At 52.9% G+C, this 26,782-nt stretch carries 35 protein-coding genes; 18 read left to right on the plus strand and 17 right to left on the minus strand.

All coding sequences use genetic code 11. The features are described 5' to 3' along the window. The first annotated feature begins 202 nt into the window (after positions 1-202). From QI197_06660 to QI197_06680, 5 genes are read left to right on the plus strand one after another with little or no spacing between them, the layout of a single operon-like run. Positions 203-859: a Yip1 family protein gene (locus QI197_06660; protein ID MDK2373038.1), complete on the plus strand. Its 657-nt coding sequence runs from the start codon at positions 203-205 to the stop codon at positions 857-859. 4 nt (positions 860-863) lie between these two features. Further along, complete coding sequence (locus tag QI197_06665; GenBank protein ID MDK2373039.1) at positions 864-1,535, plus strand: hypothetical protein; 672 nt, start codon at positions 864-866, stop codon at positions 1,533-1,535. Positions 1,536-1,553: 18 nt separating this feature from the next. Further along, positions 1,554-2,186 (plus strand): ArsR family transcriptional regulator, encoded by a 633-nt coding sequence (locus QI197_06670; protein MDK2373040.1) that lies wholly within the window; start codon positions 1,554-1,556, stop codon positions 2,184-2,186. Positions 2,187-2,233: 47 nt separating this feature from the next. Continuing rightward, positions 2,234-2,896, plus strand: coding sequence for a VTT domain-containing protein (locus QI197_06675; GenBank protein MDK2373041.1), 663 nt, complete (start codon positions 2,234-2,236; stop codon positions 2,894-2,896). Positions 2,897-2,900: 4 nt separating this feature from the next. Beyond that, complete coding sequence (locus QI197_06680) at positions 2,901-3,803, plus strand: hypothetical protein (protein MDK2373042.1); 903 nt, start codon at positions 2,901-2,903, stop codon at positions 3,801-3,803. 797 nt (positions 3,804-4,600) lie between these two features. Here QI197_06680 and QI197_06685 read toward each other — a convergent pair. Beyond that, positions 4,601-5,023 (minus strand): nucleotidyltransferase domain-containing protein, encoded by a 423-nt coding sequence (locus QI197_06685; protein ID MDK2373043.1) that lies wholly within the window; start codon positions 5,021-5,023, stop codon positions 4,601-4,603. Next, on the minus strand, positions 5,001-5,411 hold the full coding sequence (locus tag QI197_06690) for a DUF86 domain-containing protein (GenBank protein ID MDK2373044.1): 411 nt from the start codon (positions 5,409-5,411) through the stop codon (positions 5,001-5,003). The genes QI197_06685 and QI197_06690 overlap by 23 nt, the downstream gene beginning before the upstream one ends. A gap of 110 nt (positions 5,412-5,521) precedes the next feature. Between QI197_06690 and QI197_06695 the strand changes: the two genes are divergently transcribed. The 7 genes from QI197_06695 (at position 5,522) to QI197_06725 (ending at position 11,278) form a co-directional block, all read left to right on the plus strand. Further along, positions 5,522-6,769 carry an acetate--CoA ligase family protein gene (locus QI197_06695; protein ID MDK2373045.1) on the plus strand — a complete coding sequence of 416 codons (1,248 nt, stop codon included), beginning with the start codon at positions 5,522-5,524 and terminating at the stop codon, positions 6,767-6,769. Then, a complete protein-coding gene (locus QI197_06700; protein MDK2373046.1) occupies positions 6,753-7,010 on the plus strand; it encodes a hypothetical protein in 258 nt (85 codons plus the stop codon). The genes QI197_06695 and QI197_06700 overlap by 17 nt, the downstream gene beginning before the upstream one ends. Further along, entirely contained in the window at positions 7,010-7,900 is an 891-nt protein-coding gene (locus QI197_06705; GenBank protein MDK2373047.1) for a CoA-binding protein, read from the plus strand. The genes QI197_06700 and QI197_06705 overlap by 1 nt, the downstream gene beginning before the upstream one ends. Further along, positions 7,897-8,802: a CoA ester lyase gene (locus tag QI197_06710; protein ID MDK2373048.1), complete on the plus strand. Its 906-nt coding sequence runs from the start codon at positions 7,897-7,899 to the stop codon at positions 8,800-8,802. The genes QI197_06705 and QI197_06710 overlap by 4 nt, the downstream gene beginning before the upstream one ends. 42 nt (positions 8,803-8,844) lie before the next feature. Then, positions 8,845-10,146: an MmgE/PrpD family protein gene (locus QI197_06715; protein MDK2373049.1), complete on the plus strand. Its 1,302-nt coding sequence runs from the start codon at positions 8,845-8,847 to the stop codon at positions 10,144-10,146. Positions 10,147-10,475: 329 nt separating this feature from the next. Then, on the plus strand, positions 10,476-10,844 hold the full coding sequence (locus tag QI197_06720) for a DUF86 domain-containing protein (GenBank protein MDK2373050.1): 369 nt from the start codon (positions 10,476-10,478) through the stop codon (positions 10,842-10,844). A gap of 74 nt (positions 10,845-10,918) precedes the next feature. Then, complete coding sequence (locus QI197_06725) at positions 10,919-11,278, plus strand: nucleotidyltransferase domain-containing protein (GenBank protein ID MDK2373051.1); 360 nt, start codon at positions 10,919-10,921, stop codon at positions 11,276-11,278. Here QI197_06725 and QI197_06730 read toward each other — a convergent pair. From QI197_06730 to QI197_06740, 3 genes are read right to left on the minus strand one after another with little or no spacing between them, the layout of a single operon-like run. Then, positions 11,261-12,082 carry a hypothetical protein gene (locus QI197_06730; protein ID MDK2373052.1) on the minus strand — a complete coding sequence of 274 codons (822 nt, stop codon included), beginning with the start codon at positions 12,080-12,082 and terminating at the stop codon, positions 11,261-11,263. The genes QI197_06725 and QI197_06730 overlap by 18 nt on opposite strands. Positions 12,083-12,084: 2 nt before the next feature. Continuing rightward, positions 12,085-12,603: a VCBS repeat-containing protein gene (locus tag QI197_06735; GenBank protein MDK2373053.1), complete on the minus strand. Its 519-nt coding sequence runs from the start codon at positions 12,601-12,603 to the stop codon at positions 12,085-12,087. Between the two features lie 24 nt (positions 12,604-12,627). Next, positions 12,628-13,578 carry a hypothetical protein gene (locus tag QI197_06740; protein MDK2373054.1) on the minus strand — a complete coding sequence of 317 codons (951 nt, stop codon included), beginning with the start codon at positions 13,576-13,578 and terminating at the stop codon, positions 12,628-12,630. Positions 13,579-14,130: 552 nt separating this feature from the next. Between QI197_06740 and QI197_06745 the strand changes: the two genes are divergently transcribed. Continuing rightward, the gene (locus QI197_06745) at positions 14,131-14,283 is read left to right on the plus strand and encodes a hypothetical protein (GenBank protein ID MDK2373055.1); all 153 of its coding nucleotides are present in this window, start codon (positions 14,131-14,133) and stop codon (positions 14,281-14,283) included. Continuing rightward, on the plus strand, positions 14,280-14,588 hold the full coding sequence (locus QI197_06750) for a nucleotidyltransferase domain-containing protein (protein ID MDK2373056.1): 309 nt from the start codon (positions 14,280-14,282) through the stop codon (positions 14,586-14,588). Before QI197_06745 ends, QI197_06750 begins: the two co-directional genes overlap by 4 nt. Positions 14,589-14,661: 73 nt before the next feature. On the opposite strand, the gene QI197_06755 is transcribed toward QI197_06750, so the two are convergent. From QI197_06755 to QI197_06765, 3 genes are all read right to left on the minus strand, one after another. Further along, the gene (locus QI197_06755; GenBank protein MDK2373057.1) at positions 14,662-15,588 is read right to left on the minus strand and encodes an ABC transporter permease; all 927 of its coding nucleotides are present in this window, start codon (positions 15,586-15,588) and stop codon (positions 14,662-14,664) included. Further along, positions 15,588-16,565: an ABC transporter permease gene (locus tag QI197_06760; GenBank protein ID MDK2373058.1), complete on the minus strand. Its 978-nt coding sequence runs from the start codon at positions 16,563-16,565 to the stop codon at positions 15,588-15,590. Before QI197_06760 ends, QI197_06755 begins: the two co-directional genes overlap by 1 nt. A gap of 65 nt (positions 16,566-16,630) precedes the next feature. Then, a complete protein-coding gene (locus QI197_06765) occupies positions 16,631-18,448 on the minus strand; it encodes an ABC transporter substrate-binding protein (protein ID MDK2373059.1) in 1,818 nt (605 codons plus the stop codon). A gap of 83 nt (positions 18,449-18,531) precedes the next feature. Between QI197_06765 and QI197_06770 the strand changes: the two genes are divergently transcribed. Together QI197_06770 and QI197_06775 are read left to right on the plus strand one after the other, a co-directional pair. Next, a complete protein-coding gene (locus QI197_06770) occupies positions 18,532-19,524 on the plus strand; it encodes an ABC transporter ATP-binding protein (GenBank protein ID MDK2373060.1) in 993 nt (330 codons plus the stop codon). After that, entirely contained in the window at positions 19,525-20,517 is a 993-nt protein-coding gene (locus QI197_06775) for an ATP-binding cassette domain-containing protein (protein ID MDK2373061.1), read from the plus strand. On the opposite strand, the gene QI197_06780 is transcribed toward QI197_06775, so the two are convergent. After that, complete coding sequence (locus tag QI197_06780; GenBank protein MDK2373062.1) at positions 20,514-20,888, minus strand: type II toxin-antitoxin system VapC family toxin; 375 nt, start codon at positions 20,886-20,888, stop codon at positions 20,514-20,516. The two genes, QI197_06775 and QI197_06780, sit on opposite strands and share 4 nt — an antisense overlap. Then, entirely contained in the window at positions 20,858-21,097 is a 240-nt protein-coding gene (locus tag QI197_06785) for an antitoxin VapB family protein (protein MDK2373063.1), read from the minus strand. The genes QI197_06780 and QI197_06785 overlap by 31 nt, the downstream gene beginning before the upstream one ends. Positions 21,098-21,202: 105 nt before the next feature. On the opposite strand from QI197_06785, the gene QI197_06790 reads away from it, so the two are divergent. Beyond that, the gene (locus QI197_06790) at positions 21,203-22,423 is read left to right on the plus strand and encodes a M20/M25/M40 family metallo-hydrolase (protein MDK2373064.1); all 1,221 of its coding nucleotides are present in this window, start codon (positions 21,203-21,205) and stop codon (positions 22,421-22,423) included. Here the strand turns inward: QI197_06790 and QI197_06795 are convergent. Genes QI197_06795 through QI197_06820 form a run of 6 tightly spaced genes read right to left on the minus strand, consistent with a single transcriptional unit; the run spans position 22,410 to position 25,742 of the window. Beyond that, positions 22,410-22,706, minus strand: coding sequence for an RpoL/Rpb11 RNA polymerase subunit family protein (locus QI197_06795; GenBank protein MDK2373065.1), 297 nt, complete (start codon positions 22,704-22,706; stop codon positions 22,410-22,412). The two genes, QI197_06790 and QI197_06795, sit on opposite strands and share 14 nt — an antisense overlap. Next, positions 22,696-23,343, minus strand: a complete 648-nt coding sequence (locus QI197_06800; GenBank protein ID MDK2373066.1) for a DUF2067 family protein — start codon at positions 23,341-23,343, stop codon at positions 22,696-22,698. The genes QI197_06795 and QI197_06800 overlap by 11 nt, the downstream gene beginning before the upstream one ends. Further along, positions 23,330-23,908: an exosome complex RNA-binding protein Csl4 gene (locus tag QI197_06805; GenBank protein MDK2373067.1), complete on the minus strand. Its 579-nt coding sequence runs from the start codon at positions 23,906-23,908 to the stop codon at positions 23,330-23,332. Before QI197_06805 ends, QI197_06800 begins: the two co-directional genes overlap by 14 nt. Beyond that, positions 23,905-24,525 (minus strand): METTL5 family protein, encoded by a 621-nt coding sequence (locus QI197_06810; protein ID MDK2373068.1) that lies wholly within the window; start codon positions 24,523-24,525, stop codon positions 23,905-23,907. Before QI197_06810 ends, QI197_06805 begins: the two co-directional genes overlap by 4 nt. After that, positions 24,506-25,027, minus strand: a complete 522-nt coding sequence (locus tag QI197_06815) for a 50S ribosomal protein L16 (GenBank protein MDK2373069.1) — start codon at positions 25,025-25,027, stop codon at positions 24,506-24,508. Before QI197_06815 ends, QI197_06810 begins: the two co-directional genes overlap by 20 nt. A 1-nt stretch (position 25,028) precedes the next feature. Continuing rightward, positions 25,029-25,742, minus strand: a complete 714-nt coding sequence (locus QI197_06820) for a TrmJ/YjtD family RNA methyltransferase (GenBank protein MDK2373070.1) — start codon at positions 25,740-25,742, stop codon at positions 25,029-25,031. A gap of 66 nt (positions 25,743-25,808) precedes the next feature. Between QI197_06820 and QI197_06825 the strand changes: the two genes are divergently transcribed. Then, a complete protein-coding gene (locus QI197_06825) occupies positions 25,809-26,381 on the plus strand; it encodes a CDP-alcohol phosphatidyltransferase family protein (protein MDK2373071.1) in 573 nt (190 codons plus the stop codon). 46 nt (positions 26,382-26,427) lie between these two features. Here the strand turns inward: QI197_06825 and QI197_06830 are convergent. Next, positions 26,428-26,782: elongation factor EF-2 (locus QI197_06830; GenBank protein MDK2373072.1), on the minus strand; the 355-nt coding region annotated here is incomplete at its 5' end.

The following is a 26,782-nucleotide window of genomic DNA, read 5'->3' on the forward strand; positions in this document are numbered from 1 at the left end:
CACCTGAAATTGGCGGGACATCACCTCAACCTCCCGTTGAGGGGGCCTAAGACCTTCCTATTTAAAAAGTTAACTGACGAGAGGGCGTATCTCGGCCTAAATAGGTCAAAATAATTTCCAGTTTGGAGGGAGGTTCGACCCAACACATCAGAAACATTTATAATTTACTTAAGTAAGTAAGTTTAGAAAGTTGGGTGATGAGATGAGAGAGCTGGAGGATGTCCTTTACAGGTTGGGAAAGGTGTTGCTGGCTCCTAGGGAGGCATTCGACACCCATATAGTGGAGAGATATTCCTCTGCCCTACCCTTGGCCCTTTACGTGGGGGTTAGCTTCGCTCTCACGGCACTCACGGTGAAAGGGTTCGTGGGCCTGCTGGGTCGAATACCGCTTTACAACATAGGCTGGCTATTGGAACTTGTGGCCAATCTGGCTGGCGTGATAGGGGTTGCTGGCGGACTGATAGACCTCCTGATCTACTCATCCCTCATACACATAACTGCTAGGTTGATGGGACATGAAGAGGGCAGGTGGGACGACATAGTGGGGCTCGTCGCGTTCTCCAGCGCTCCTCTTGTGTTCCCCACGGCTCTCGCTGCTGTGGGCTACCTGTTCTCCCACATACTGCTGATCGTTTCTGTAGTGCTAGTCGTTCCGTTCAGCCTCTGGTCCCTTTACCTGATAGTGGTAGCAACCTCAGTGAACTACGAGATGAGCTTGGGGAACGCGATAGTGGCATCCGTTGTCGGCCCCCTCTTAGCTGTCATAGCGGCCATAGCGCTGACATCGAAATTGGGGGCTGTGGGGCTGGTGATAACCATCGTTGCCATATCTCTGATCTATCTGGAGGGGAGGAGGTGATCTCATGGGTAATGAGGAGAAGATAGGTGCTCTCGTACTGGCGCTGCTGCTGTTCTCCGTGGCTGTCTCTCTAATGCCAACCACTATAAAGTACAAGTACGAGGCTGGTCCGATCCCACTTCCCTGGGTGACTGGTAAGGGCTCGTACTCGGGCGGGATCTCCTCCAATACCATATCGCTGATCGTGGACATGGGGCAGGTGGACGTAACCGCGGACCCAGCGATTCGGGAGCCCAGCATAGTCATGGAGGGAATATCTCCCGTTGTGGAGGAAGGAACCGGGAGGATGGTGGCGGGGAGGCTGGCTCTGCACCTGCCAGACGGATGGAGTGGCGAGCTGAAGGTGAGGATGGGCATGGGAGCGTTGACCGTGAGGGATGCATCGGTAAGAACTTTGAGCGTGGAAATGGGTATGGGGAGCGTTGAGGGATCCCTCGAGGTCAAAGAGAAAGTCTCCGTCAAGACCGACAAGGGGAGTGTGAAGCTGACCCTCTACGTTCCCGAAGGCGTCAAGGTTCACGTGAAGGTCAGGGCCCTAGAGGGTTCGGTCTACTACGATGGGCAGAAGATCGAGGGAGGGATCATAGAGAGAACCTTCGGACAGGGAGAGAAGATAGTCGAGGTGGAGATCGAATCTTACAGTGTTCAGCTTGATCTGAGGCTCGGTAGGGGATGATCAGAGGAGGGACTTCCCTTGTACGTCAGATCAAGGATATATAGAGCTAAGAAGATCCTGAACGCTCTGAGCAGCGACAGCAAGCTCAGAATACTCAAGAGGCTGCTTAAGAGTCCGGCTTCGGCCACTGATCTGGCCAACGAGTTCGGACTCACCCTGCCGGCCATAACCTCCCATCTAAGGGACTTGGAGGAGGCTGGACTCATCAGGATAATAGAGAAGAGAAGGGGAAGAGGGAGGCCAGCTAAGCTTTATGCATTGACTAGGAAGAGAATCACGCTAGAGATAGATCTGGAGGTGCTGCTGGAGCTTCCGGATGAAGAGAGTTTGGATAAGCTGGTCAATGAGTACGTGAGGAAGAAGGTGAGGGAGGGCGGATTGAGGAAGGTGACCGTCAGGGATGTTATGGATACATTGGGCGTGAGCAGGGCTGTTGCCGCAGTGGTGGCCGAGAGGCTATCATCAGATCCGAGGCCGCTGATAGAGGCCGTAGCGGATAGAGTGATGGAGCACCTAAATGGAGAGAAGACCACCGTCGAGCTCATGAAGGAGTTGAACATCGATAGGTGGTGGGTATCCAAGGCGGTGGAGCTGCTGAACGAGGAGGGGATGGTGGAGGTCAAGGCTGGCAGGGTCAAGAGGCTGGCCTGACCTCCCAAACTCAAACTTAAATTGGGTAAAGTGCGGTCACGAAGGAAATGTCCCTGACGGAAATCCTGATAGAGACGGTCAGTGCTTGGATAAGGGAGCTTGGCTGGCTTGGGGTCTTCGGTGGCGTGATGGTGGAGACTGCAATCACTTTAATCCCTTCTCCCCTCGTTCCAATGGCTGCTGGATTCTCCCTCATCCCCCCTCATTCTTCCCCCATGTACGTGCTCTACGTGGCCACATTCACCATTGGATTAGTTGGAAGCGTGGCGGCTACGCTCGGTTCCCTAGCTCATTACGCTCTGGGTTACTACGGCGGTAAGCCGCTGGTCGAGAGATTCGGGAAGTACCTAGGGATAAGCTGGGAGGAGATAGAGAGTTTCTCGGACAGGATAAGAAATAAGAGGAAGTGGTTGGGCCTCTTCTTCTCTAGGGCATTGCCGATAATTCCTCTCTCCCCCGTGTCGATTGGAGCGGGGATAATCCGTATGGACCCCTATCGCTTCTCCCTCTTTACCTTATTGGGAGCGTTTCCACGCTATTTCGTCCTAGGTATAGCTGGATACTTGTTAGGGATCGCCTACGAGGGGCTGGTATCTGTATTGGATACAGCCGAGACGGCAGTTGCGATAATCATGGTATTTGGGATAGCGGGCTACATATCAGTTAAGAGAAGGACCCGTAAAGGGGATAAAGAAGCCTCCCGAGTTTAGAGAGATGACCCACTTAGGGATCGTCGAACTCAAGGATAGGAGTGGTAGAACCCTCAGGGTCGAGATAAGGCCTGTTAAAAGGCCGGAGGAGTTTAGAGAGCTAGTGGAGGTTCAGGCATCAGCTTGGAGGATGGGTAAGGACCGGACCGAAGCCACCCCGTCTCATGTGCTCAAGGCCGCCGCCGATAACTCTGGTATAGTGGTAGCCGCGTTCGACCTAGAGACTGGCAGGGCCGTGGGATTCGCTTGGGGCTTCCTAGCTAGGGACGAGAAGGGCCTCTACCATTATTCCCACCAGAGTGCAGTTGTCGAGGAGCTTAAGTACTCAGGACTGGGCTTCATGATAAAGCAGGCTCAGAGGGAGCTGGTGCTCGAGCAGGGGCTCACTAGAGCGAGATGGACCTTCGATCCCCTCCAAGGGCTGAACACGAGGTTCAACTTGGGTAAGCTAGGCGTCGTGAGCTGGGAGTACGTAGTGAACTACTACGGTGAGATAAACGATGAGATAAACAGGGGATTGAGAACCGATAGGCTGAAGGTATGGTGGTTCTTGGATAGCGAGAGAGTGAGGAGAAAGGCCGAGGGAGAGCTGAGCTCTCCTTCCCTCAAGGAGGCCTTGGGGGCTGGGGCCGAGGAGGTAATGGTATTAGATTCGGGGGTTCCTAAGGGATTCAAGAGGGTCAAGAGCGAGCTTGTGCTCATAGAGGTGCCTTACAGCGTCTCAGAGGCTAGGGAGAGGGGTACGGTAGGAAAGTGGAGGGAGTACACGGCTGAAGCCATGCTCTACTACATGAACAAGGGATACGTGGACTTCGAGGCGGTGTACGATAGGAAGGAGAGGAGGGTATTCCACCTTCTGTGGAAGAGACCCCTGAAGGACATACTCGATGGGAAGGTTCCTTGGTAAGAGCCTTCCATATTCCCAGTTACTTCCCTCATACATCTGTTTTTCAGACTGAAAGTCTCTTAACTTACTCACCATAACTCTAGATTGAGAAGGAATGGAGTGAGGAAGGAGTGCCCCCAAGGACCCTGCAGCCGTAGGATTAGTCGTCTCCCTGATCAGCTTCTGGATTATCACCCCTATATGGGGAGCTGATGACTTCAATGGGATTGGGTGTATGGACCGTCCTATCCTACACTCTCACCCAAGTGACAAGCTTTTGCTCCTGCTACTCGTGATGAGATGGGAGGAAACCGGGTGGAGCAGCATCTAATTCGGTGAGAGAGGATTAAGGGTATTCGCTGGTCCATAATCTTTCTGATTGCGACATAGGTGCTCTGGGCTTCCTTTACTGGATCAGGAACCAGCTAGATCTCGGAACCGGGTATCTTGAGGAGATGACCAAGAGGGGACTGAGTCATCCCTCCGAAATTGTGGCGATCCTCACCTAGGTGTCTCTGCCGCTTTCTTCGAGTATACATTTTACAGAGGCTATTCGATAGCTAGGCTTTACTCCCTGACTGACAACCTTACCTTTCGGTTGCAATCTCCATTGCGTTCTTCACGCTATTACATGTGTACTTCGGGCCTAGAATAATGCTTTGCATGCTGGAATGGGTCATATTGGACATATGGCTGTTCTTGAGAAGGACACTACGCCAGCTTTTACTATCATCTCGTGAACAACCTCCTAGTATACGGTATGTTCCCCGCGCTCTCCCTCTTCAGATGACTGGAACATCATCCAGAAGTGAGGTATTCTACTCGGGTTTAGTGATAGTTTTCAGGATCTTCTTCCTTCTCCTAACCGCCTTAATCTTCTCCTCTATAGACATGGGCTCTATTCTCCTTCTAACGTCCTCCCATACCTTCCTCCACCTGTAGAAGTACTCAGAAATATCGGACTCGCTCCCGAAGAGGACCAAGTACCCGTCGATCACCGAGGCCTTGACCCTTATCGGTAACAATTCGAACACCCTCACATCGTATATGGGTGAGGGCACCTTCCCCCAGATGTCGAGCTGAATCCTGAAGTTCTTGTTCTTGTCCTTCTCCCGCGTGATGACTGCCACATCTATGTCGGACTCCCTTGTGTAATCTCCTGTAACGTAGGAGCCGTATAAGACCACCTCGTATGAAGATAGAAACCTCAAATCCCTCCTAATCTGATCCAGAGATATCATTTAGGACCTCCTCCAGTCTCCTCAGCAGGGAGTACAGCGTTTCTTTTACCTCCTCCACAGAGTCCATCACCAGCTCCGGATCTACCCTGTTATACCTGTGAACCAACCAGTTCCTCAGCCCATTGCACTTTTTCAGATCCTCCCCCAATTCATCACTTAAGATACCCAATTTCACAAGCTTATCCACATTTGTGTAGTCGTCTTCTATCCTTTCCCCTAAATCCCTTAGAAGCATCGCTATTAGATCCATAGAAGCCTCTATAGAGGTTATGAGATTATAAAACACGCCAGACAGCTCAAGTTGAGTTCTCGGTTCCCTGATAGATTCCAATGCATCTATAACGTATTCCATTTTTTCTCTGTATCTAGCAAGCCTGCTTTCATCCATCGGGTTTAAGGGTGGGTACCAAAATTAAAGTGAGCTGACGATATAATACTAAGGGTCCCCAGCGTCTTCAACGGAGGAGGAATCAATTTATCGTATCGGTGAAGGGATCGTTGGGTGATACTAGGGCCAAGCTCCTCGAGTATCAGTCCAAGAGGATATTGAGGGATCATGGAATAATTGTACCGGATGGAGAAATAGCCTCTGATCCGAAAGAAGCCGAGGCAATAGCTAGAAAGCTGGAGGGCAGTGTTGTAGTGAAGGCACAGCTTCCCTTCACTGGAAGGCACAACGTGGGTGGCGTCAGGTTCGCATCATCTCCTGAAGAGGCTCGCATGGCTGCTGAGGAGATGCTTTCCTCTTACTTCAGGGGATTCAGACCCAAGAAGGTCCTCGTTGAGAGGAGGATGGATGTGAGGGCCGAGCTGTTCCTCAGCGTCGTTATAAACGATTCCATGAGGTTCAGATCTCCCATGCTGCTGGCCAGCCCCTTCGGCGGTACGGGCATCGAGGAGAGGTCGGAGGGTGTGGTCAGAATACCTGTGGACTACCTAGACGGATTGGGAAGGGAGGTGGTAGAGGAGGAGTTCTCTCAAGTGGGGATGCCAAGCGAGGCGGTAGACATCGCACTGAAGCTCTACGACATTTTCATGGAATATGACGCTAGGAGTGTAGAGGTGAATCCCCTCGCCCTTACGGGCGAGGGCTTGGTGGCACTGGATGCGAGGATAGACCTCGATGACCACGCGCTCTTCAGGCACCCCGATGTCGAGGTGGAGGTCCCTAAGGACCTGAACAGGGAGCCGACCGATCTGGAGAGGAGGATGTGGTACTGGGACGATGCCGATCCGAGGGGGACGGGGTACTTCATCCAGCTGACAACAGAGGCGTCCGAGGGTTACATAGGATTCCACGGGATAGGCGGAGGAGGCGCGATGCTGGCAGCGGATGCGCTGATAAGGAGGGGGCTTAAACTAGCCAATTACTCTGATACAAGCGGTGACCCACCGGCATCTAAGGTCTACAGGGTGATCAGGACGATCCTCTCCATCCCGAGGATAGAGGGATACGTGATGATGGGGAGCGTTCTGGCGAGTCAGGAGCAGTGGCACCACGCTCATGCCATTGTGAAGGCGTTCAACGAGATGCTGAGGGATAGGCCGGGATTCCCTGCGGTTATTCTGCTTGCTGGGAACAAGGAGGAGGAGAGCCACGAGATAATCAGGAGAGGGGTTAGAGACCTCCCGATAAGGTTCGAGCTCTACGGCAGGGACTACATCTACGAGACCGATTACATAGCGGATAGGGTCCTAGAGCTTGTTGAGGAGTATAGGAGGGAGAGAAATGAGGTTCAGGACTAGGACGGCCGAAGTGATAATAGATCTGGATGGATGTGTGGCCCCGAACTGCGGTTTCGCCTGCGTGAAGGCCTGCAGACTATACGGCCGGAACATACTGAAGATAGAGAATGGCAAGCCAGCGTTAGCTGTTTCCCCTCAGGAGGCCGTGAGGATAGATAATGAGTGCCTTGCCTGCGAGATCCACTGCCAGTGGTATGGGAGCGGAGTGATCGAGGTAAGGGTGCCGATGGAGGTGGTCTGATGGCCATATTGATCGACGAGAATACAAGGGTTCTGGTTCAGGGGATAACTGGGAGGACGGGGGAGTTCGCCACCCGATACATGCTCGAATACGGAACTAAAGTAGTTGCTGGGGTGACTCCTGGGAGGGGAGGGTCGAGGGTCTGGGGGGTTCCGGTCTTCGATTCCGTTAAGGAGGCCTTGGAGGAGGTGGGGCGCGTGGATGCGACCATCACCCTAGTCCCACCGGCTCACCTCTTGGAGGCCGTGACCGAGGCCATAGAGGCCGGAATAGGCTATGTGCTTATCCCGACCGAGAGGGTGCCCGTGCACGATGCCATGAGGATACTCGCTTTAGCTAGGAGGAGGGGCGTGAGGGTTCAGGGACCTGGATCCTTTGGTGTGATAAGCACAGGTAAAGCGGTCATGGGATGGGTGGGCGGGTCCCTAGAGCTGGCCAAGGAGGCCTTTGTCCCTGGTAGGGTGGGTGTTATCTCAAGGAGCGGTGGGCAGACGACCACCACCTCTTGGGCCATAAGCAGGGCTGGTTTCGGGATTACCACCGCGGTGCATACTGGCAGTGAACCACTGGTGGGACTGACCGAGGCTGAGCTGCTGGCCATGTTCGAGGAAGATGAAGAGACGGATGCTGTCGTGCTTTTCGCCGAGATAGGTGGAGTCCAAGAGGAGGAAGCCGCCGAATTCGTGTCAAATGGAGGGTTCACGAAGCCCCTGATAGCTTATGTGGCAGGGAGGACGCTCCCCAAGGGGATGAGGTTCTCCCACGCGAGCGCCATGGTCGTGAGCGATAAGGGGTCCGCTGAGAGCAAGATCAGGGCCTTCAAGGAGGCGGGAGTTAAGTTGGCTGAGTCGCCCAAGCATATAATCGAGCTGCTGAGGGATATCTTATGACCTTTCTAGCCAGATCCTTGCTCTTCGTACCTGCCAATAGCTGGAGGTTGATGCTGAGCTCGTTGAGGAGCGGGGCTGATGTCGTAGTACTGGACATGGAGGATGCTGTACCTATAGAGGAGAAGGAGACTGCTAGGTGGCTTGTAAGGGAGTTCCTGAAAGAGGAAAGGGGGAAATTCGGTGGCGAGGTGTTTGTCAGGGTGAATTCGTCCACGACTGGGATGCTTGAGGACGATCTGGTGTTCACAATGGTGAAGGGGCTGGACGGGATCGTGCTCCCCAAGACTGAGAGAGCGGAGGACATTAAGCACTTGGAGGAGCGGGTACAGCGCTTGGAGGAGGAGAGAGGACTGGAGGAGGTCAGGATAATCCCGCTGATAGAGAGCGCAATGGGCGTTGAGAGATCCCTCGAGATAGCCCTCTCCTCGCATAGGATCTGCGCGCTCTCGTTCGGCATGGGGGACTTTTTGAGGGATCTGGGCAGGAACATCAGCGATCTATCTGATGATGAGATCGAGCTCCTGTATGCTAGGTCTAAGGTGAGCGTCGCATCCGCTGCTGCCAAAATCCCGGCCTTGGACACCCCCTTCCTCGGGCTGATCATAGATAGAGAGGGAGTGAAGAGGCAAGCCCTCCTGGCTAGGAGGCTGGGCTATAAGGGGAAGTACGCGATTCATCCCTCCCACGTACCGATAATCAATGAGGTGTTCACTCCGAGCGAGAAAGAGATTAGAGAGGCTGAGGAGATAGTCAAGGCTTACGAGGAGGCGGTTAGAAGGGGGCTAGGAGCGGCTTCTCATAGGGGAATGATGATAGACCGAATGAACTACGAGCAGGCTAGAGCTCTGCTGGAAATAGTGAGGGAGATCAAGTCCAGATCAGAACGGAAATCCCTAGCCTAGACGGATCCCATAGTTGATAAGGTAGACCCCCTAGGTAGCAAGATGCCGGTAGTGGTGGATATCCTGTCACAGGTGTGGTCTTGGGAATACTCCTCTCTACCGCTGGAGGTCAGGGACGAGGCCAAAAAAGCCCTCCTAGACTCCATTGGAGTAGGCATACTCGGCTTTGAGAGGGAGGAGAGGGTGAAGAGGTTCGCTTCCCTAGCATACCCAATCGATAAAGGTTCTCTAGTTCTGGGGGCTTGGTGGCGATCTTCTCCATCGATGGCCGCTCTCGTAAACGGCTTCGCCATCCACTCGCTCGAGTATGACGACTGGTTGAGACAGGGCTTCGTTCATGCAGGCAGCGTTATCGTTCCGGCCACCCTGGCGCTTGGGGAGGGGAGGGTCAGCTGGGAGAAGATGCTTGAGGCCGTGGTTATCGGATACGAGGTGGCTGCAAGATTTGGAAGGGCTTTCGGCAGGGATCATTACTCTAAATGGCACACCACCGCCACTGCTGGGTCTTTGGGCGCTGCAGCTGCCGCGTCGAGGGTGTTGGGGTTAAGTTTGGAGGAGGTTTCCCAGGCTTTAGCGATCTCCTCTTATTATGCCTCGGGACTCTGGGGCTTCATATCGGGGGGATCATCCATCAAACCGTTCAGCTCAGGCCACGCCGCCTTTCTGGGAGTTACTTCCTCACTAATGGCGAGGAATGGCATGAAAACGAATCTAAGGGCCCTCGAGGACGAAAGAGGATTTTGCAAGAACATGGCTCCCGGATGCAGGCTAGAGGAGAGCTTGGACCCCGGATGGAACTATGCCATACTACTGAACGGTTACAAGTTCTTTCCGACATGCAGGCACACTCACACTGCGCTAACGGCCGCGATAATGCTGAGCGACGAGGTGAGGCCTGAGGAGGTGAGAGAAGTCAGGGTGGAGGTATTCGAGGAGGCAGCGAAAGTCGCGGGAATTAGGGAGCCGAAAAACGTAGATCAGGCTAGATTCAGCCTTCCCTACTTGGTGGCGTTGGCCCTCATCTACGGGAGAGTAGGTTTAGACGAGCTAGAGAGAGGGCTCGGGGATTCTAGGGTAAGAGCCTTGGAAAGGAAAGTGAATGTGGTGGTGAATCCGGAGCTGTCGACGCAGTTCCCCGAGAGGCAACCTTCAATAGTTGAGGTTAGAGGGGAGGTATCTAAGCAGGAGAGGGTTGATTACCCGCCGGGAGATCCGGAGAACCCTGCAAACCTAGATCAGATATACAGGAAGGTGGTCTACGAGGTTAGGGCCTCTCCCGTGGTGGCAGCTCTCTACGACAGACTGAGATCGGGCAAGCTCGGTGAGGTTGTCAGCATTGTATGACCCCGAAGGCCGTCCGCCCGTGAGCCTTGTCCTTGGAAGAGTGGCGGGGGGTTTGGAGCGCACCCCTAAAAGAGTTCGTGCATAGTCGAGCACTCAGTTCGACGTTTAAAGGCTCCATATTTGCACATAACTCCAACAGAATTCGAAAGCTAAGCGCCCTTGCTTGGGAATGCTCTATAGATCTTGGCATCAAACCCGGCATCCAGTCAATACGACGGGATGGAGAATCCTATGTCTTTTAAAGGAAATCTCCCACATTCGTCCGACTTGAGATGACAAATGTTGATAGGAACATGGTTCTGAGGCTAATCGAAGAGGTTTCAGATTACTTGTCCAGTCTAAAGGAAATATGTAGGCTCTCCATAGATGAATATCTGTCGGATAGGAGAAACCTGTACACGTTGAGGTATCTCCTCATAGTAATTGTCGAATCATTATCTAAGATCGCTGTTTCCATACTGGAGAGGGATTTCGGGGTGCTACCCAGAGGGTATAGGGAGTCCTTCAGCGAATTATACAGGAAGGAAGTCGTGAGACCATCCGTGGGTACTAAAATGGAGAGACTCGCATCGCTGAGGAACATGCTGATTCACAGGTACTGGGAGGTGGATGATCTCAGGTTATATGAAGAAGCAAGAGGTGGCGGAATAGAGGCGATAGAATCATTCTTGGGAGGAGGTGAGGACTTATATCTCTGAGGATCCGTGAGGACAGGCAGAGGTTCACCTTCTACAGGCTTTCCGATTCCGAGAAAGGGGAAGTTAAGCGTAAGTTGCTCGAGGCCCTCCTACCTAGGGAGGAGATCCTAGCTGTCCTCATCTACGGGAGCTTCATCTCATCGTCCGTGTTCAGGGATATCGATGTCGGAGTTCTCACTGGTGGCAGAGTCCCTTACGGGGAGCTGCCTTGTTACGAGGAGACCTTATCGGATGAGCTAAGTCGCATCGTAGGGATTCCCGTGGATGTGAGGGTAATAGATTACGCCCCGCCCTGGTTTAGGGCGAAAGTACTGGAGGGAGAGGTGCTGCTGGAAAGGTCACCTGGCATGGTCTCCATCATGAGATTCATAGTGAAACAGATTCAGAGAGATTCCGAAGCGATGATTAGAACCGTCTTAGGGAAGATCGCCTGAGGAGAGCACGTGAACTTCCTCGAGATCTGTGATTACCACTTCTAAGCGACCGTCCGAATCCAAGTCCACGGGATAGACTCCCCTCACGGGAAAGCGAGATACCTTAATCGTAGATATTGCAGCCCCATCTGGGTCGATTAAGTGTAGGCGTCCTTGGTAGTCACCCAATAGAATTTTAGAGCTTCCATTCTTTAGATCGACTACTACGGGTGGAGAGGTGTCTTCGAACCCTAAGTCAAACTTCCTGACGCCCTCAGCTGTGACTATCATGAGGATGCCCTCTCTGGAATACGCTACTACATCTATCCTCGAATCTCCGTCAATGTCGGCTATTGCCGGTGGATAGGCATCCGGTAGAATTAGAACAATGTTTTCACCTGATTTGATGTATAAGCCGGAATTGCACAGCATTACGAGATCCTCGGTGCCGTCGCCTCCAATATCGGAAACGAAGATCTCCCTCACACTTGAGTTCATCGAGATAATCGGGCTGGGAGTTCCGCCTTCATCCACTGCTAGGATCTCGGACTTATTACCTAGATTAACGGCTACCACAGCCTCAAATTCACCGTCGTTATCGATATCCGACATGGCCGGTGGCGACAGCTCCCCACCTAGGCTCAGCTTCCACTTCAAGGTACCTCCAGGTGTGAGGGAGTAGACGCTCGATCTTGCAGTGATGATCAGCCACCTCTCCCTCCCTACGGGCGTTATCGCCGCTCCAGTGAACTCCTCACCATTCTCAGCTTTGAAGTTCCATAGGTTGGTAAGGTGGGAGAATGCCTGAACCTTTCTTCTCTCCACTACTAGGACTTCCGAGAGCCATCCCCATTCAGATCAGCTATGATTCCCCCTCTAGCTTCGCTGTCCAGCTGAACTTTAACGACTCTCCCGCTCATATCGAATATCTGCATCTCCTTACCGTCCATGAGGACTAGATCGGGGCTGCCATCCCCATCAACATCTCCAATGAGGGGAGTCAGCGTGTAGTCGGGAAAGAGAGTCTTCTCACGTCCGATGCTTAGCCCCTTGCCCGTGGCGTGCCTCACCAAGAAACTCCTCGAAACGGATCCTGAGGGGCTCGGCCACTCCATAGTCGGAGCCCAAGGAACGACCACTCTTTGCGTGGCCGCGACCCAATTACCTACCATCAAGCCGATCTCATACCTGCCGGGGAGGGCGTTCAGGGCGACTTCGGAATCGTTGATTCTGTAGAAGGTGGTGGCTGTGGATTTGATGAAGATCCTCCTCTCCTGTGCTATCAGGGGTGTTATGTCTTGCTCTAACCTGACGACGATCTCGTAAGGATGGGTTTCCACCTCCAATCGATATCTGGTGCTATCGAGGATCTATAGACCGGATGGAGTCGATACTAGGAGTTCTCCCTCTCTGTCTCCATCTACGTCTGCGTGGGCTGCACTGAGGCTCTCTTTCCCGTACACCCACTCAACGGTACCGTTGTGACCTAGGATCTTCAGTCCATCCTCGCACGGGATCAGAATCTCGCTCTGTCCGTCGCCATCAACATCCCACATTAGGGGAGAGGAGTCTATGTTGCCTGCGTCATACCTCCAGACCGCCTCACCATTGAAGTTCACCGCGTAAACAGAACCGTTCACCGTAGCGAATACGATTTCTGGCCCGCCATCTTCGTTCAAATCGCCGGAGATTGGCCTGAAGGTACCAGGGGATGTCTTAAAGGTCCATTCAAGGACACCCTCTCCGTTCAGCACGCAAAGGCCTTCTCTGCATCCAGTAACTATCTCTGGAGTGCCGTCACCATCCAAATCTACCACTAATGGCTCGGAGTGTCGGTAAGCAGCATCCCTCGCCTTCCATAGAGGTTTGCCCTCACCGTTGATGAGGCCCAAGAGGTAGCTCACCGATTGGGGGAAGGGTGTCCCTTCAGGAGGCTCATACCCACTGTACACTATCTCCCCCTTTCCATCGCCGTTCAAGTCAGCTATTGTAAGCCCTTCCACGGATTGATTGACCTTAATCCTCCAGAGGAGCCTTCCATCCCGGCTCAGCGCGTACATCTCTGTCGTGTAGAATTCGTAAGCCACCACTTCATCTCTCCCATCCCCGTTGAGGTCGCCCGTCTTTATGATGGGGATGAAAAGATAGCTGCCTCTAGTCGCCTCATTGGAGGGGCTGAAAGTCCACAGTAGTTGACCCATTTTAAGCGCGTAGATCCTCCCTTCGTAGGTAGAGCTTGCCAGAACGACAGGAGGGCCCTCATCGGATTCGATTACCGAGAGGGCCGTTATCAATCCCTTTGCATTGTACTTCCAGAGGATCGTTTCTCCTCGTGGGATAGTGAGACACCAGATAACTCGTCACCTTTTGCCACGATCAAGTCGGTTACGCCATCACAGTTCAAGTCATCAATGAAGAACAAAGAGGCATTAAGTTTTTCCCTTAATCCGATATTACAAGCACTTATTTTTCCAACAACTTCTCTACTGGTGTTTGTACATCTTGTATTGACTCTGTTAGTAGTAATATTGTTGGTTTTAATTATCTCAGTACTAGAAACACTAGAAAATAAGGTAATTATAATTATCGAAAATATAGGCTATAGTCAGGATAGCAATTATTAAAATCACTAGAAATATAAAATGTTCCAGTTTTTCCATCAGTATTCACCTTTCACGGTCATAAAAATAGGGAAGTATTTTTGTTAGCATTGATTTCATGGTACAATGACATTGATTATAAACATTTGTGGATACCCACACGTTGAATAACATCCGCAGTAGCTACAGTACGGGCATGGATTGGTGAGTGTATAATATGCGTAGATAAAGTAACAAATTTTGAATAGACTTTAGAATCAAAGGAGAGAAGAGTTGGGGCTCGAGGAAGAGCTTGTGAAGGGAATTTCCAAGGCATACTCTGTAAGGGAAAGGGGGGATTACGGGGTCATCCCATCAGTGTCCGAAGAAGATCTGGATCTAATGGAGGGGGATAATAAGGGAGCTGCGGAGGATTGTGGAAGATGACTAACCCGGTGAGGACTGTCTCCTTGGAAGATTTGAGGGAGGTAATCGAGAGGATAGGGAGGAAACTATCGGGCTTAGTAAAGGAGGCATACGTGGTGGGCTCGCTCGTGGAGGGCTGCGCCATTCCCGGGGAGAGCGACGTGGATATAGTGATAGTTCCATTGGAGAAGGTAGATTATTTCTCCCTGCTAGATGAGGAGATCAGAAATCTGCTGGATGCCGGCCTCCCTCCCGATATAATCGTCGTGAATGAGTCCTCGGAGCTACTCTCTGAAGCGAGGCGGAGAGGAATCAAGATAGCCTAATACAGGAAAGGAGACTAGAAAAGGTAGTGGAAAGAGAGTATTACTCCCTAATATCACTGCTATGTACAGCTGTCTACCTCCTCCTCAGTCTTGGGTTCACATAGATCTCTAATGCCTGTCCAACGAGCAGTAGTGAGAGCACGCTCAGGGATATCATCAGGCCTGGAGGAATGACCCACGTCCAGAGCCCAAGCACTATGGCCTGCCTCGAGAAGGCGTAGTGAAGCATCATACCCCAACTCTTCTGGGTAGCATCTCCTAGACCGAGGAAGCTGAGGGATGCCTCGGTTATCATGTTGCTTGCCGTTCTCAGGAGAGTCTCCGCCAGTATGAGGGGAGCTGTATTCGGCAGCAGGTACTTGGCCATCACGTAGGCATCTGAGGCTCCCAAGGCCCTGACGCTCTCCACGAAGGGCCTCTCCTTGAGCGATAGTATCATGCTCCTGACCACCCTAGCAACAGTGGGCCAGCTCGTTATTGCAATGGCCACGATGAGCACTAAGAACATCTGAGTTCCTAGCCACGTGCCCTTGAAGACCATAGCTAGGAAAATCACTAAGAGGAGGCTGGGCATGACCATGAAGAGGTCCACTATCCTCATGAGCACCTCGTCCACCTTGCCTCCCTTGTAGCCAGCGACCATCCCTACCACCACGCCTATGGCCACGGCCGAAACCGCTGATACTATTCCTATCATGAGGGAGATCCTAGCTCCGTAGATCAGCTCGCTCAGTATGTCTTGGCCTGCATCATTGGTGCCCAGCGGATGCTTCCAGCTCGGAGGCTCCAGAGGTCTGCCGGTCCTCTTGTAGGGGTCGTAGGGTGCTAGATAGGGCGCGAACAGCGCCATCACCACTATGATCGTGAGCAGGATGGATCCGAAGAGCGAGGCCTTGTGGCTCCTGACTATGCCCATGAACTCCTTTATTCCCTGTACTTTCCTCTGCCATCCCGTCTTCTTGAGGTTCCTTATCAGCTCTTCCTTCCTGACTGCCGTCATCAGGTCACCCTGACCCTAGGATCGAGTACTCCGTAGAGCAGATCGGCCACCAAGTTGGCCAAGAGGACCGTGACCGTCATTATGATGAAGGCCCCTTGGACGAGGAAGTAATCATCGTTCATTATGGCGTCGAAGATTAGTCTCCCCATGCCGGGGTAGCTGAACACAGTCTCCGTCAAGATCGCTCCATTTATCATGAAACCGAACCTCAGGGCCGTTACCGTGACCATAGGCAGGATCGCCACCCTAGCTGCGTGCCTGTACATGACGGTCCTCTCCGCTAACCCTTTGAGCTTCGCCATCCAGACGAAGTCCTGTCCCATGACCTCGACCATCGCGTTCCTCATGTAGAGCATGTACATCCCAATCTCCCTGACAACCAACACAGTGATCGGGAGGGCCGCGTGCCAGGCTATATCAGCGAGGTAGTCGAGCACGGACGGGAACTCCTTAGCTGGCGTTACCGATCCGGCCAAGGGGAACAGTCCGAGGTAGTAGCCGAAGAACATCAGGAAGAGCAGGGCGAGCCAGAAGTGAGGGGTGCTCCTGATGAAGAGGGCCGTCGAGGTCACCACCACGTCGTACCTAGTGCCATGCTTCCAAGCAGTCTTCATCCCCGTGTATATGCTGAGGATGGTGGAGATTATGATAGCCGGGAGGAGAAGGAGGAGTGTCCACGGCAGCCTCTCCATGATGACGTCCATGACTGGCCTCTGGTAGTGAAGAGAGTACCCGAACTCCCCCTTGAAAGTGTTGAGGATGAAGTCCACGTACTGCTCGTGAAGCGGTTTGTCCAGCCCGTAGACGGCCTTGATCTTCTCTATCTGCTCCGGAGTTATTCTCGGGTCCTCGAGCACTAAGGTGCCGAAGGGATCTCCGACCAACCTGACCATTATGAAGACGAAAGTCACGGCGGCGATAAACGTCAGGAATATGGCGAGGACCTTCCTGATCAGGAACACGCTGTAGCTTGTCATCCATTTAACACCCCAGCGGGCCTCGCGGGCTATGAGCGGAAAAAGAAAAAGATTGGTGGTTAAGACTATTTCTTCTTGAGGAACAGCCAGACCGCCGCTATTATGATGATCAATAGGATCACAACGGCGCCTATCATAGTCATGTCAGGCCCTGAGGGAGCTGGTGTCGTGGCTGGAGCGGATGTGGGGGCTGGAGCAGGTGAGGGAGCTGGTGTCGTGGCTGGAGCCGTGGTCTTGGAAGGCTGGGTCTGAGTTGGGGTAGGCTTCGCCTTGGGCTTAAGGTTGAGCATGGTCCACCTGTTGATTATCCAGTCGAACTTTATCGGAACCCATCCCTCGAACCTGTCCGTCCTGTAGGGGTTGATTATCACAGGATAGTAGAGGGTTATCAGCGGCAGGAGATCGGCAAGCTTGAGCTGTATCTTGCAGGCCAATTCCTTCCTCTTGGCCACATCTAGGGTCACGGCTTGCTCCTCAAGCAGTTGATCGAGTTCGGGATCGGATAGCTCGTAGTAGTTGGCAGAGGCGTTCGTCTTGAACCTGAGCCTCATCCAGTCGGGATCGGGCTCGGTCGGACCAGCACCGAGGATGAAGCTATCGAACTTGTGGGCCTTTATACCAGGCCACACCACTCCCTTCCAGTCGCCCACCTGCACGGTGACCTTCACTCCGATCTCCTTGAGGTAATCCCTTATCATCTCAGCGGCCCTGACCCTAGCGGGATCGTAGCTCGGCGGGTATATCTCGAAGGCCACATCCTTACCGTCGGGGGTCTCCCTTATCCCGTCATTATCCCTGTCAACCCATCCTAGCTCGTCCAGAAGTTGCTTGGCCTTCTCCGGGTTGTAGGAGTACATCTTACCGGCTTCCTCGCAGTACCAGTCCTTCCAGACCGCTGGCATCACTCCATAGCTCCCGGGCTCTCCGGCTCCAAGCCTAGCTATCTCCACTATCTCAGTCAGGTTTATCGCGTACGCCATGGCCTTCCTGAACTTCTTCTCTGTGAACGGGAAGTGCTTGAGGTTGAAGCCCCAGTGGTAGAAGTAGGGCCTCAGGTACCTGTGGACCTTAACTCCGGCGGCCTTCAGATCCTTCTCGACCGCCGGGTTTATGGCGAGATGTATGGCAGCATCTATCTCGCCTTTCTTTATCATCAGGACTTGCGTATCTCCCTCCTTAACGAACTGGATCACGACGTTTTTAACAGCCGGAGCTCCCTTCCAGTAGTTCTCGTTGGCCACTAGCTTGACGTACTCGTTAGTCTTGTACTCTACTACCTTGAAGGGACCCGTTCCTACGACCTCACTGAGTTTCGGCTCATATTTCGAGGCGACGAAGCCATCCCTGCTGACTATCGGTTCCCAGATGTGCTTGGGCAGTATTGGGTTGGTCAGCATCGTATTTACTACGGCCACGAACGGCTCGGTCAGGTGGAGCTTGACCGTGTGATCGTCCACGACCTCCACATGATCCAAGTAGTCCATATCGGAGTGACCTCTCTTGGCGGTGACATCCTTCTTGAAGTACTCGAAGGTGAACTTCACATCCTCGGCGGAGAAGGGCTTCCCATCCTGCCACTTCACATCCTTCCTCAGCTTTATTGTCCAGACCTTCCCGTCGGGAGATGCCTCCCAAGATTCGGCCAGCCAAGGTATGTATTTGCCATCCGGATCGGTCGTCGCCAGTGGTTCGTAAATCATGTCAAGGGTGATTATCGTCCAAGTAGAGGTATCAGACCAAGCGTTTAAGGTCTGAGGTGGACTGGGTAGAGCGATTCTGAGGGTAGGTTCCTCAGCAAGACCAACAGGAATGCTCGGCAGAGCTATAAGAGCGGTTAAAAGCAGAGCGAATAGAAAGCTCGCGAAACTCGAACCACGCTTCATAACTTGCACCTCATATGATGTTTTATGGGGCCGCAATGGTTTTTTAGAAGGCCCTAGCTGGGGCTCGAGGTGAATGCCTTTAAATGTCACTATCAAGCGGTTCTTCTGAGCATGTGCTGGCTGCAGAAGGGTTAAAAGTTGTGTACGAGACGAGCTTCGGCGTCGTCGATGCGGCATCAGATGTGACATTTCAGGTGAAGAGAGGTGAATTTTTCGGATTAGCTGGGGAGTCGGGATGTGGGAAGAGTACCGTAGCATACTCTTTGGTAAAGGAAGTCCCGCCTCCTGGTAGGATAGTGGGAGGTAAGATCTACATAAATGGAAGGGACGTAGTTCCGCTTTCAGAGGACGAGATGCGGAAAATAAGATGGAAAGAAATTAGCGTTATACCCCAAGCTGCGATGAATGCTTTGAACCCCGTGTACACAGTCGGCGATCAGATAGCTGAGGCGATACTGGCCCATGAGGAGATGAGTAAGGATGATGCACTAGCCAGAGCAGAAGAGCTGCTTGATCTGGTGGGGGTGGGCAGACAGAGGGTTAGGAGCTACCCTCATGAGCTCTCCGGGGGGCAGAGGCAGAGGGTCATGATAGCCATGGCCTTGGCACTCAACCCCCCCGTTGTTATAGCTGACGAACCCACTACTGCCCTCGATGTGGTGGTTCAGGCCCAGATCCTCAACTTGTTCAAGGAATTGAGGAGTAAGTTTAACATGTCTCTCATTTTCATAACCCACGACCTCACTACCATGTTCGAATTGGTGGACAGAATTGCGGTAATGTACGCCGGGAAGATAGTGGAAATAGGGCCGACCGACAAGATAGTAGATGACCCCCTCCATCCCTACACGGAGCTGCTGGTGAGGGCGGTCCCGAGGATAGGAGTGGGAGAGAAGGGGAGGTTCGAATACATACCAGGATCTCCGCCAAATCTGCTGGAACCCCCGCCCGGATGTAGATTCCATCCCCGCTGCCCGAAGAGGTTCGAGCCGTGTGATAAGGAGGAGCCGAGGATGGTGGAAGTGGAGAAGGGTAGGTTCGTGGCCTGCCACTTGATTGCAGGCAGGACATCTTAGGTGAGAGCTATGATAATAGAGGTCAGGGGTCTCAAGAAGTACTTCCCCGTGAGAAGGAGCTGGTCGGACATTCTGAAGGGTAGGGAGCAGAAGTTCGTGAAAGCAGTTAACGACCTCAACTTCGCGATTGAGGAGAATGAGGTCTTTTGCTTAGCTGGAGAGTCGGGATGTGGGAAGAGCACCACTGGCCGACTTCTGGTCAGGTTGCTGGAGCCGACTGAGGGACAAGTCATCTTTGAAGGGAGGAATATCTACGACATACCCAAAGGAGAGTTCAAGGAATATAGGAAGAAGATGCAGATAATATTCCAAGATCCCTACGAGTCCCTGAACCCTAGGATGACCATCTACGATCTGATAGAGGAACCTCTCCGCATACACGGAGTTCGAAGCGAGGAGGAGAGGTTCGATATGGTTTATCAGGCTCTGAAGGATGTGGGGCTGGAGCCTCCCGAGGACTTCATGATAAGGTATCCCCACCAGCTGTCGGGGGGACAGAGGCAGAGGGTGGCCATTGCTCGGGCGCTGATACTGAACCCCAAGTTTGTGGTCGCCGACGAACCGGTCAGTATGCTTGATGTGTCTATAAGGGCCGGCATACTTAAGCTCATGCTCGATCTAAAGGAGAAGTATGGTCTCACCTACCTCTTCATAACCCACGACCTGTCGGTGGCCTATCACATGTGCGACAGGCTGGCGATCATGTACTTGGGGAAAATAGTGGAGCTGGGATCCGCAGATAGCGTGATACTCGATCCCAAGCATCCATACACGAAGGCACTGGTAGAAGCTGTTCCCAAGGGTCAAGTGGACTACAGGAGGAAGTTGAAGGAGGTCCCAATAAAGGGAGACGTTCCAAGCCCTATAGACCTGCCGAGAGGATGCATATTCCATCCAAGGTGCGTAGAGGCTTTTGAGCCGTGTGATAAGGAGGAGCCAAAGCTTGTGGAAGTGGAGAAGGGTAGGTTCGTGGCCTGCCACCTCTACCGCTAATCCCTGAGCAGGTGGAGTTCAAGACCGTGATACTTAAGGGCTAGGAAGTCTGTATCCAACGTTATCAGAGGAAGCCCGTTGGACATGCATATGGCTCCTATGAAGAGATCCCTCAGAGATACAGTCCTTCCCTCCTTCTTTAGGGACTTGAATAGCATGGCCGCCAACTCGGAGGAATCATCGTCGAGGGGAAGACTTATCAACTGATCTATCCAGAACTTCTCCCTATCGGTCAGATTTCCGGAAAACAACTCGAATCTGCTGATGGTAGTCAGGTAGAACTCATTATCTATGGATAGAACCTTATCTAGGACCTCCTTATTTCCCGCTGCTATTTCTATCACGATGTTCGTGTCAAGGACTGCCCCCATCTCTCGAACTCCTCCTCTAACTCTTCCACAGCTCTCTTCATTTCCTTATATCTCTCTTTACTCATCGTGCTGAATAGCATGAGCAATACATGAGAGTTACCTCTCCTTTCTTTTAAGAGGTCCCTTATGACCTCTGAGAATGACCTCTTCCCCTTTATCCTGAGCAACTCCTTGTATACGTCATCTGATAGGGTTATGGTCTTAGGCATCGTGTATTCAGTGCATGAAAAATTCAATAAGTTTGCGGCTCGTGGGAATGGGAGATCCACCCGGCGCGGTTAAGTTATTCGACCCTGAGACTCCTGAGTGATACCATGTGCAGGAATTATGAGGAACTTTACAGAGAGGCCGTCGAGCTGACTAGGAGGTTAGTCAGCATCCCGAGTGTGATAGGGAGCGAGGAAGAGATCTCCAAATTCCTAGCCGACTGGCTGGCGGACAAGGGACTGATGGTACGGAGGGATGAGGTTGGGAATGTCATATCGATGAGCGGTGAGGGTCGCCTGTACCTCCTCTACAACGGGCACATGGACACCGTCCCCCCTCAGCCAAGATGGACCAAAGATCCTTTCGACCCCGTCATCGAGGAAGACAAGCTCTACGGCCTCGGCAGCTCGGACATGAAGGGCGGATTAGCTGCCATGGCCGTCGCTTACGCGGAGCTGGCCAACTGCACTGACCTTCCCCTTATATACACTGCCGTGGTGAGGGAGGAAGGCGGCGATGACACCCCGGAGAACATGAGGGGGGCTCTTCACCTCGCTAAGACGTTCCTCCAAGGAAAGAAGGCCGTGGGCATAGTGGGGGAGGGTTCCGTAGATAAGGACGGGAGGCTGATCATCAGGATAGGCCACAACGGTAAGTTGAGGATGAAGATCAGGGTCAGGGGGATAGCGGGTCACGGATCGAGGCCAGACTACGCGGTTAACGCCATATATCTGGCCATGGAGGTGGTGAGGGCCTTCAAGGAGAGTTACGACTACACCAATCCAATCAAGATACCCAAGGTGACGTTAGACAGCGAGATAAGGCCGCCTCTCTCAATCAATGTCTTCAAGGCGGGTGAGGCGATAAATCAGATACCAAACGAGGCCGAATTCTTGGTGGACAGGAGGGTAGTTTACGGGGAGGACATAGAAAAGTTGAGGAGGCGGTACTCCAGCTTGGTGGAGCATGTGATCGAGGAGCTGAGGCAGGAGCTGGCGCCGAGGCTCGAGGAGCTGGGCAGGGACATCGGAGCGGATGTCGAGGAGATCGGCATGAACAGGCCACCTTACATGTTGCCCGATAATGAGGAGGCTAGCAGACTGCTTAACGCCGCGAAGAAGGTCGTGGAAGACATGGAGGGTAAAGCGGAGCTCTCCTACGGGACCGGGTACACCGATGCCGAGATACTCTGGTCCTTTGCGGGCATTCCATCCATAATACTGGGCCCGGGAGCGAGGGCGCACGTGCAGGACGAGTACCTAGACTTGGGCCCCCTGAAAAAGGTTGTGAGGGCTTACATGGATATACCTAGGCTCATGTTTCGGTAGCTATCCTCTCTAGTTCCTCCCTGAAGCTCTTTTCTAAACCCTCATATTCTTTTATGAGCTTCTCTACGGTCTCTCTCAGGATCTTCCTAGGATCCAGACCATCCCTGACCCTCAGAAATATGATTCCCTCCTCCTTAAGTGGATGGGGGACATCGTAACCGGCGAACTCCACATCATCTCGAGCGTTAAGCTCCTCAACTATGGGGGTCAGGAGGGTGTATGTCTCACCCCTGATCACGACCCTTATCTCACTGGGCCCGACCTCCTTCACCTCAACATCCATTCTCATCTACCTCCATCTCCGACAGCTTCCTTATCAGGGTATCCATCACGAGCTCGGGATCTGCCCTGAACCACCACATCCCCCTCTCATCCCTCTCGAGCAGGCCCTCCTCCTCAGCTAACTCCAGTGCCTCGATTGGGGATACGCCTGCGTTGACAGCAGCTGCTACCACCACCTCTCTGGCCTTCCTCTGCCTTACCTCATACTTTATCTCGTTAACTAGAGTCCTTAGTTCGGACATAAGATCCACCATCTCCTCAGGCTCCAGCTCCGTGTAGAGGAGGTCCTTCTTCCAGTTGGCAGTGAGGCCGGCTCCCTTCAGTGAGAGGGTCAGGAGGCTCATTGAAACGCCTCCACCGTGCTCCATCAACCACTCCGACGGATACCTGTAGAGCCCCCCAACGGGATTCCTCACTATCTTGAAGTTCCTGTAAGATCGTCTCACCACGCTCTCCGCTACCTTGTTCTCCTCCCTAGTGCCGAAGAGGGTTATCTTCAGCCCAGAGCCAGTCACATACTTGTAGGAGTAATCCCTGCCTTCCATCCTCCTCTCCAGATACTCAAGGAAATCTTCCAGCTCGTCGTGAGAGAGCGAGAGCACAAAACTCCTCTTGTCTAAGAGGCTACCTCTTGACATATCTTATCAGCCCTTCCTTAAAGGGATTCCACCCGTATCTGCTACTGATCTTCTTGTCTAAATATACCTTACCGCATCTCTCGCACACCAAGGTGTACCCCACACCCTTCCTCAAGGGGGCACCGCAGGTGGGACAGAAGCTCAGTATGACGCCCAGGTCGGGCGGCCCTCCCATCGTAACAGTGACCGTACCGTTATCAACCGAGTTTATTCTCACAAGAACGATGTCGCTGGGCCTAGCTCCCAAGTTAGGAGGTCTCTTGGACATCACCGCTTGGACGGGAGGGGAGAGCAGCGCCCTTCTCGGCTTCACGAGGGCGGTGAGATGGACATGGTAGACGCTCCTGTCAGCATTTCTTATCTCGCCTAAAGCTATCTCCCCAGGTCTGAGGGGAAGTATAGGCTTCTTAAAGGGTCTTACGGACACATTAATGTCCCTCTCATGCAGGGAGCCCAAGTAAACTGAGTAAAGGGTGCCCCTTTCCTCCCTGACCCCCTCTCCGGGTATAAATTCCTCAACAACTCCCAACCTCTCTCCGGGAACCACGATCCTCCTTTCCCTCATGATATCACCTCGAACCTCAACATCTCCACGGGTATGCTGACAACCCTCCTCCTGTGGTAGTAGAAGATCCTCCTGAGGGGGAAGGGCCATCTCTCGACGTGAGTCAGCCTAGCTCCCCTCTTAGAGGCGTACTCGGCTAGGAACTTGGAGTTCCCAGCCATGTGTATGGAGTAAACCACCCTAGAAATCCGGAGTGCCTTATCCAAAAACTTAAGGTCCGCGTGCCTGCGCACTACCCCGAAAGGGGGGTTCTGTATCACCACATCCACCCTCTCCTCGAAGTTTGAGACATCCATCACCACGAACTTGGTCCTATCCGAAATCCCTACCGCTCCAGCGTTCTTCTTAGCTACCTCCACCGCCTCCGGGTCTATGTCCACGCCTATAGCATAGGATGCTCCATACAGGACCGAGCCTATCGCCAAGATTCCGTTACCGCACCCGAGATCCGCGACCCTCGATCTCTCCAAATCGCCCATGAGGTATGCCAAATGGATCAAAGAGGAGGCGAGGTTCGGAGGAGTGGAGTGTTGTTCCAGCTCCGGCTTGGGGTTTTTCAGGTCTTTGAGCCCCTGAAGGACTATCTCCAGCTCCTTCTTATCCCTCGGCCTTTCCATCTAGCTTGACCACTTCCACCTTGGTCATGTGTGGGATCTTGAGCTTCGCCAGCTTGACGCAGTACTTGGCCACGTCTAGGTGCTCCTCCTTTACCCTTATGAACAGAATGGTGTCGCCCTTCCTTATCTGAGCCGCTCTGCCGTCGGGCTTACCGAAAGCCAGCCTCATACCCTTCTGAAGCCTCTCCGCCTTGTGGACACCGGCCATTGCGTGCTTCCTGAGTATGTGATGGGGATAGGGGACTATCTTGAAGAAGTAGTACTCGTCCGATGGGGTCCTCTTCCTGAGCTGGGCTAAGATGGTCATCCTCGCGGCCTCTAGAGCGTTGCTTCTGACCTGGAAGCTAGCATCCGCTACGAGCCTCACCTCGTAGTCGAAATCCCCGTGCACATTGCCGTGGTCGAACTTGTTGATCTTGCTGTAGGGTATGCTCTTTATGTACTCCTTCCGAGTGTAGGGCCTCTGCAGCGCCCTATAGTTCCTCGCCGGTCTAAGGGACATACTACCTCACCTTCATCAACTTGTCCCTAACGGCCTTTATAATCCCTACTAGGTAGGTGGCCTCACCAGCGGACATACCACAGGGGAAGGTCCTCTCCACTATCCTCCTGACGAGGGGGACGACCCTCTCCCTCTTGTGGTCCGCCAGCTCGATGGCATTCACAATGTCCCTTATATAGTTAACCATCAGCTCCCTTACCTCACGGGGGACGGGCTTTTCTTGGAAGTGGGTTGGGTCTTTAAACGACAAGAAGAATTCGTAGAGGAATATGGCCGTAGCGTTGGCCAAGTTAAGGGCCGGGTACTCCTCGCTCGATGGAATGGTGGTGACTACATCGCAGAAGGCCAACTCTTCAGTCGTGAGCCCCACCGATTCCCTACCCATCACTAGGCCATAGGTCGCGTCCCAACTCAGCTCCTTCAGGAGATCTCTTATCGGGATGGCCCTCCTGTCCAATGAGTACCTGCTCACCCTAGCCGTTGTCCCTATCAGGAGGTCTATCCCCTCTCTGGCCTCCTCCAACGTTGTGAGTATTTCCGCAGCGTTCACAACATCCTTGGCATGCATCGCCGCAGCTAAAGCCCTGTCGAAGGACTCAAACATGGGTCTCACTATCCTGAGCCTCCTGAAGCCGAAGTTCTTCATCGCTCTAGCTATCATCCCCACATTATCCGCCTTCTCCGGCTCCACCAGTATGAGCACGAGATCTGGCATCTAGAATTTCCTCAGATAAAGATAAAAAAGATCTCTGGTTCGGTGTTGGAAAAAAGGTGTCATAAAATGCTAGAGATGCTCAGGGACCGCGTCTCCGGATTCATGGACAGGATTGCCGGTTGGTTGGTTTCTATGGGATTTACAGCCAACGCAGTAACTTTTTTCGGTTTATTCCTAACTATGGCGTCCTTCTTCTACCTGTACGTGGGGAATTACGTGGGAGCAGCCGTACTGATTATCCTAGCCGGTTTCTCCGATGCATTAGATGGAGCTATAGCTAGAAGGATGGGTCAGGCGGGCGTGCTAGGGTCCTTTCTAGACTCGGTGGTTGATAGGATAGAAGACGGCATCCTACTCCTAGGTATGGGGATATACTCCGGGGATCTCCTCTTGGCGGCACTTGCTATTCATTCCTCCATGTTAGTGAGCTACATAAGGGCTAAGGCGGAGTCTTTGAGGGTCACCGGAACCCAGTACAGTCTGACCGGGAGGGCTGAGAGGGTGCTCCTAGCTGCGCTCTTCTGCGCTTTGAACCAAGTCAGGGTGGGTTTGCTAGCCATGGCCTTACTCAACTATCTGACCGCTTTGGAGAGGGCGTTCATTTTCCTAAGAAGGGTTAGTAAGCTCAGGGACTCATAAAAAGATAAAGTCGGGATGTGGCTCTCAGAGAGAAAGAGGGAAAAGCTTAGAGGGTATCCATGTACTCCTCCGCTTTAGGTATCTCCTCTTTCATGCCCTTCCTTCTCCTTATCTCCAAGATGACCTGCTCCATCAGGCTCTTGGGTAAGGGCTCCCAGTGAGAGAACTTGGTCTGCCAGAAGGCTCTACCGCTGGTGACGCTCCTCATCTCGTTGCTGAAGCCTCCAAGAGTCTCCCTGACCGGTATATAGCCTTTCACAACGCTTACCCTACCTCTTTCCTCCACTCCAATTACCTTGCCCCTCTTTTGGGATATGAGGGATATCACCGACCCTATCAGTTCGGGTGGTGTGGAGACTTGTATCCCATAGATCGGTTCGAGTAACACTGGATCGGCGCTC

It is taken from the genome of Thermoproteota archaeon, from assembly GCA_030130125.1.
In the GTDB taxonomy this organism is placed as follows: domain Archaea; phylum Korarchaeota; class Korarchaeia; order Korarchaeales; family Korarchaeaceae; genus Korarchaeum.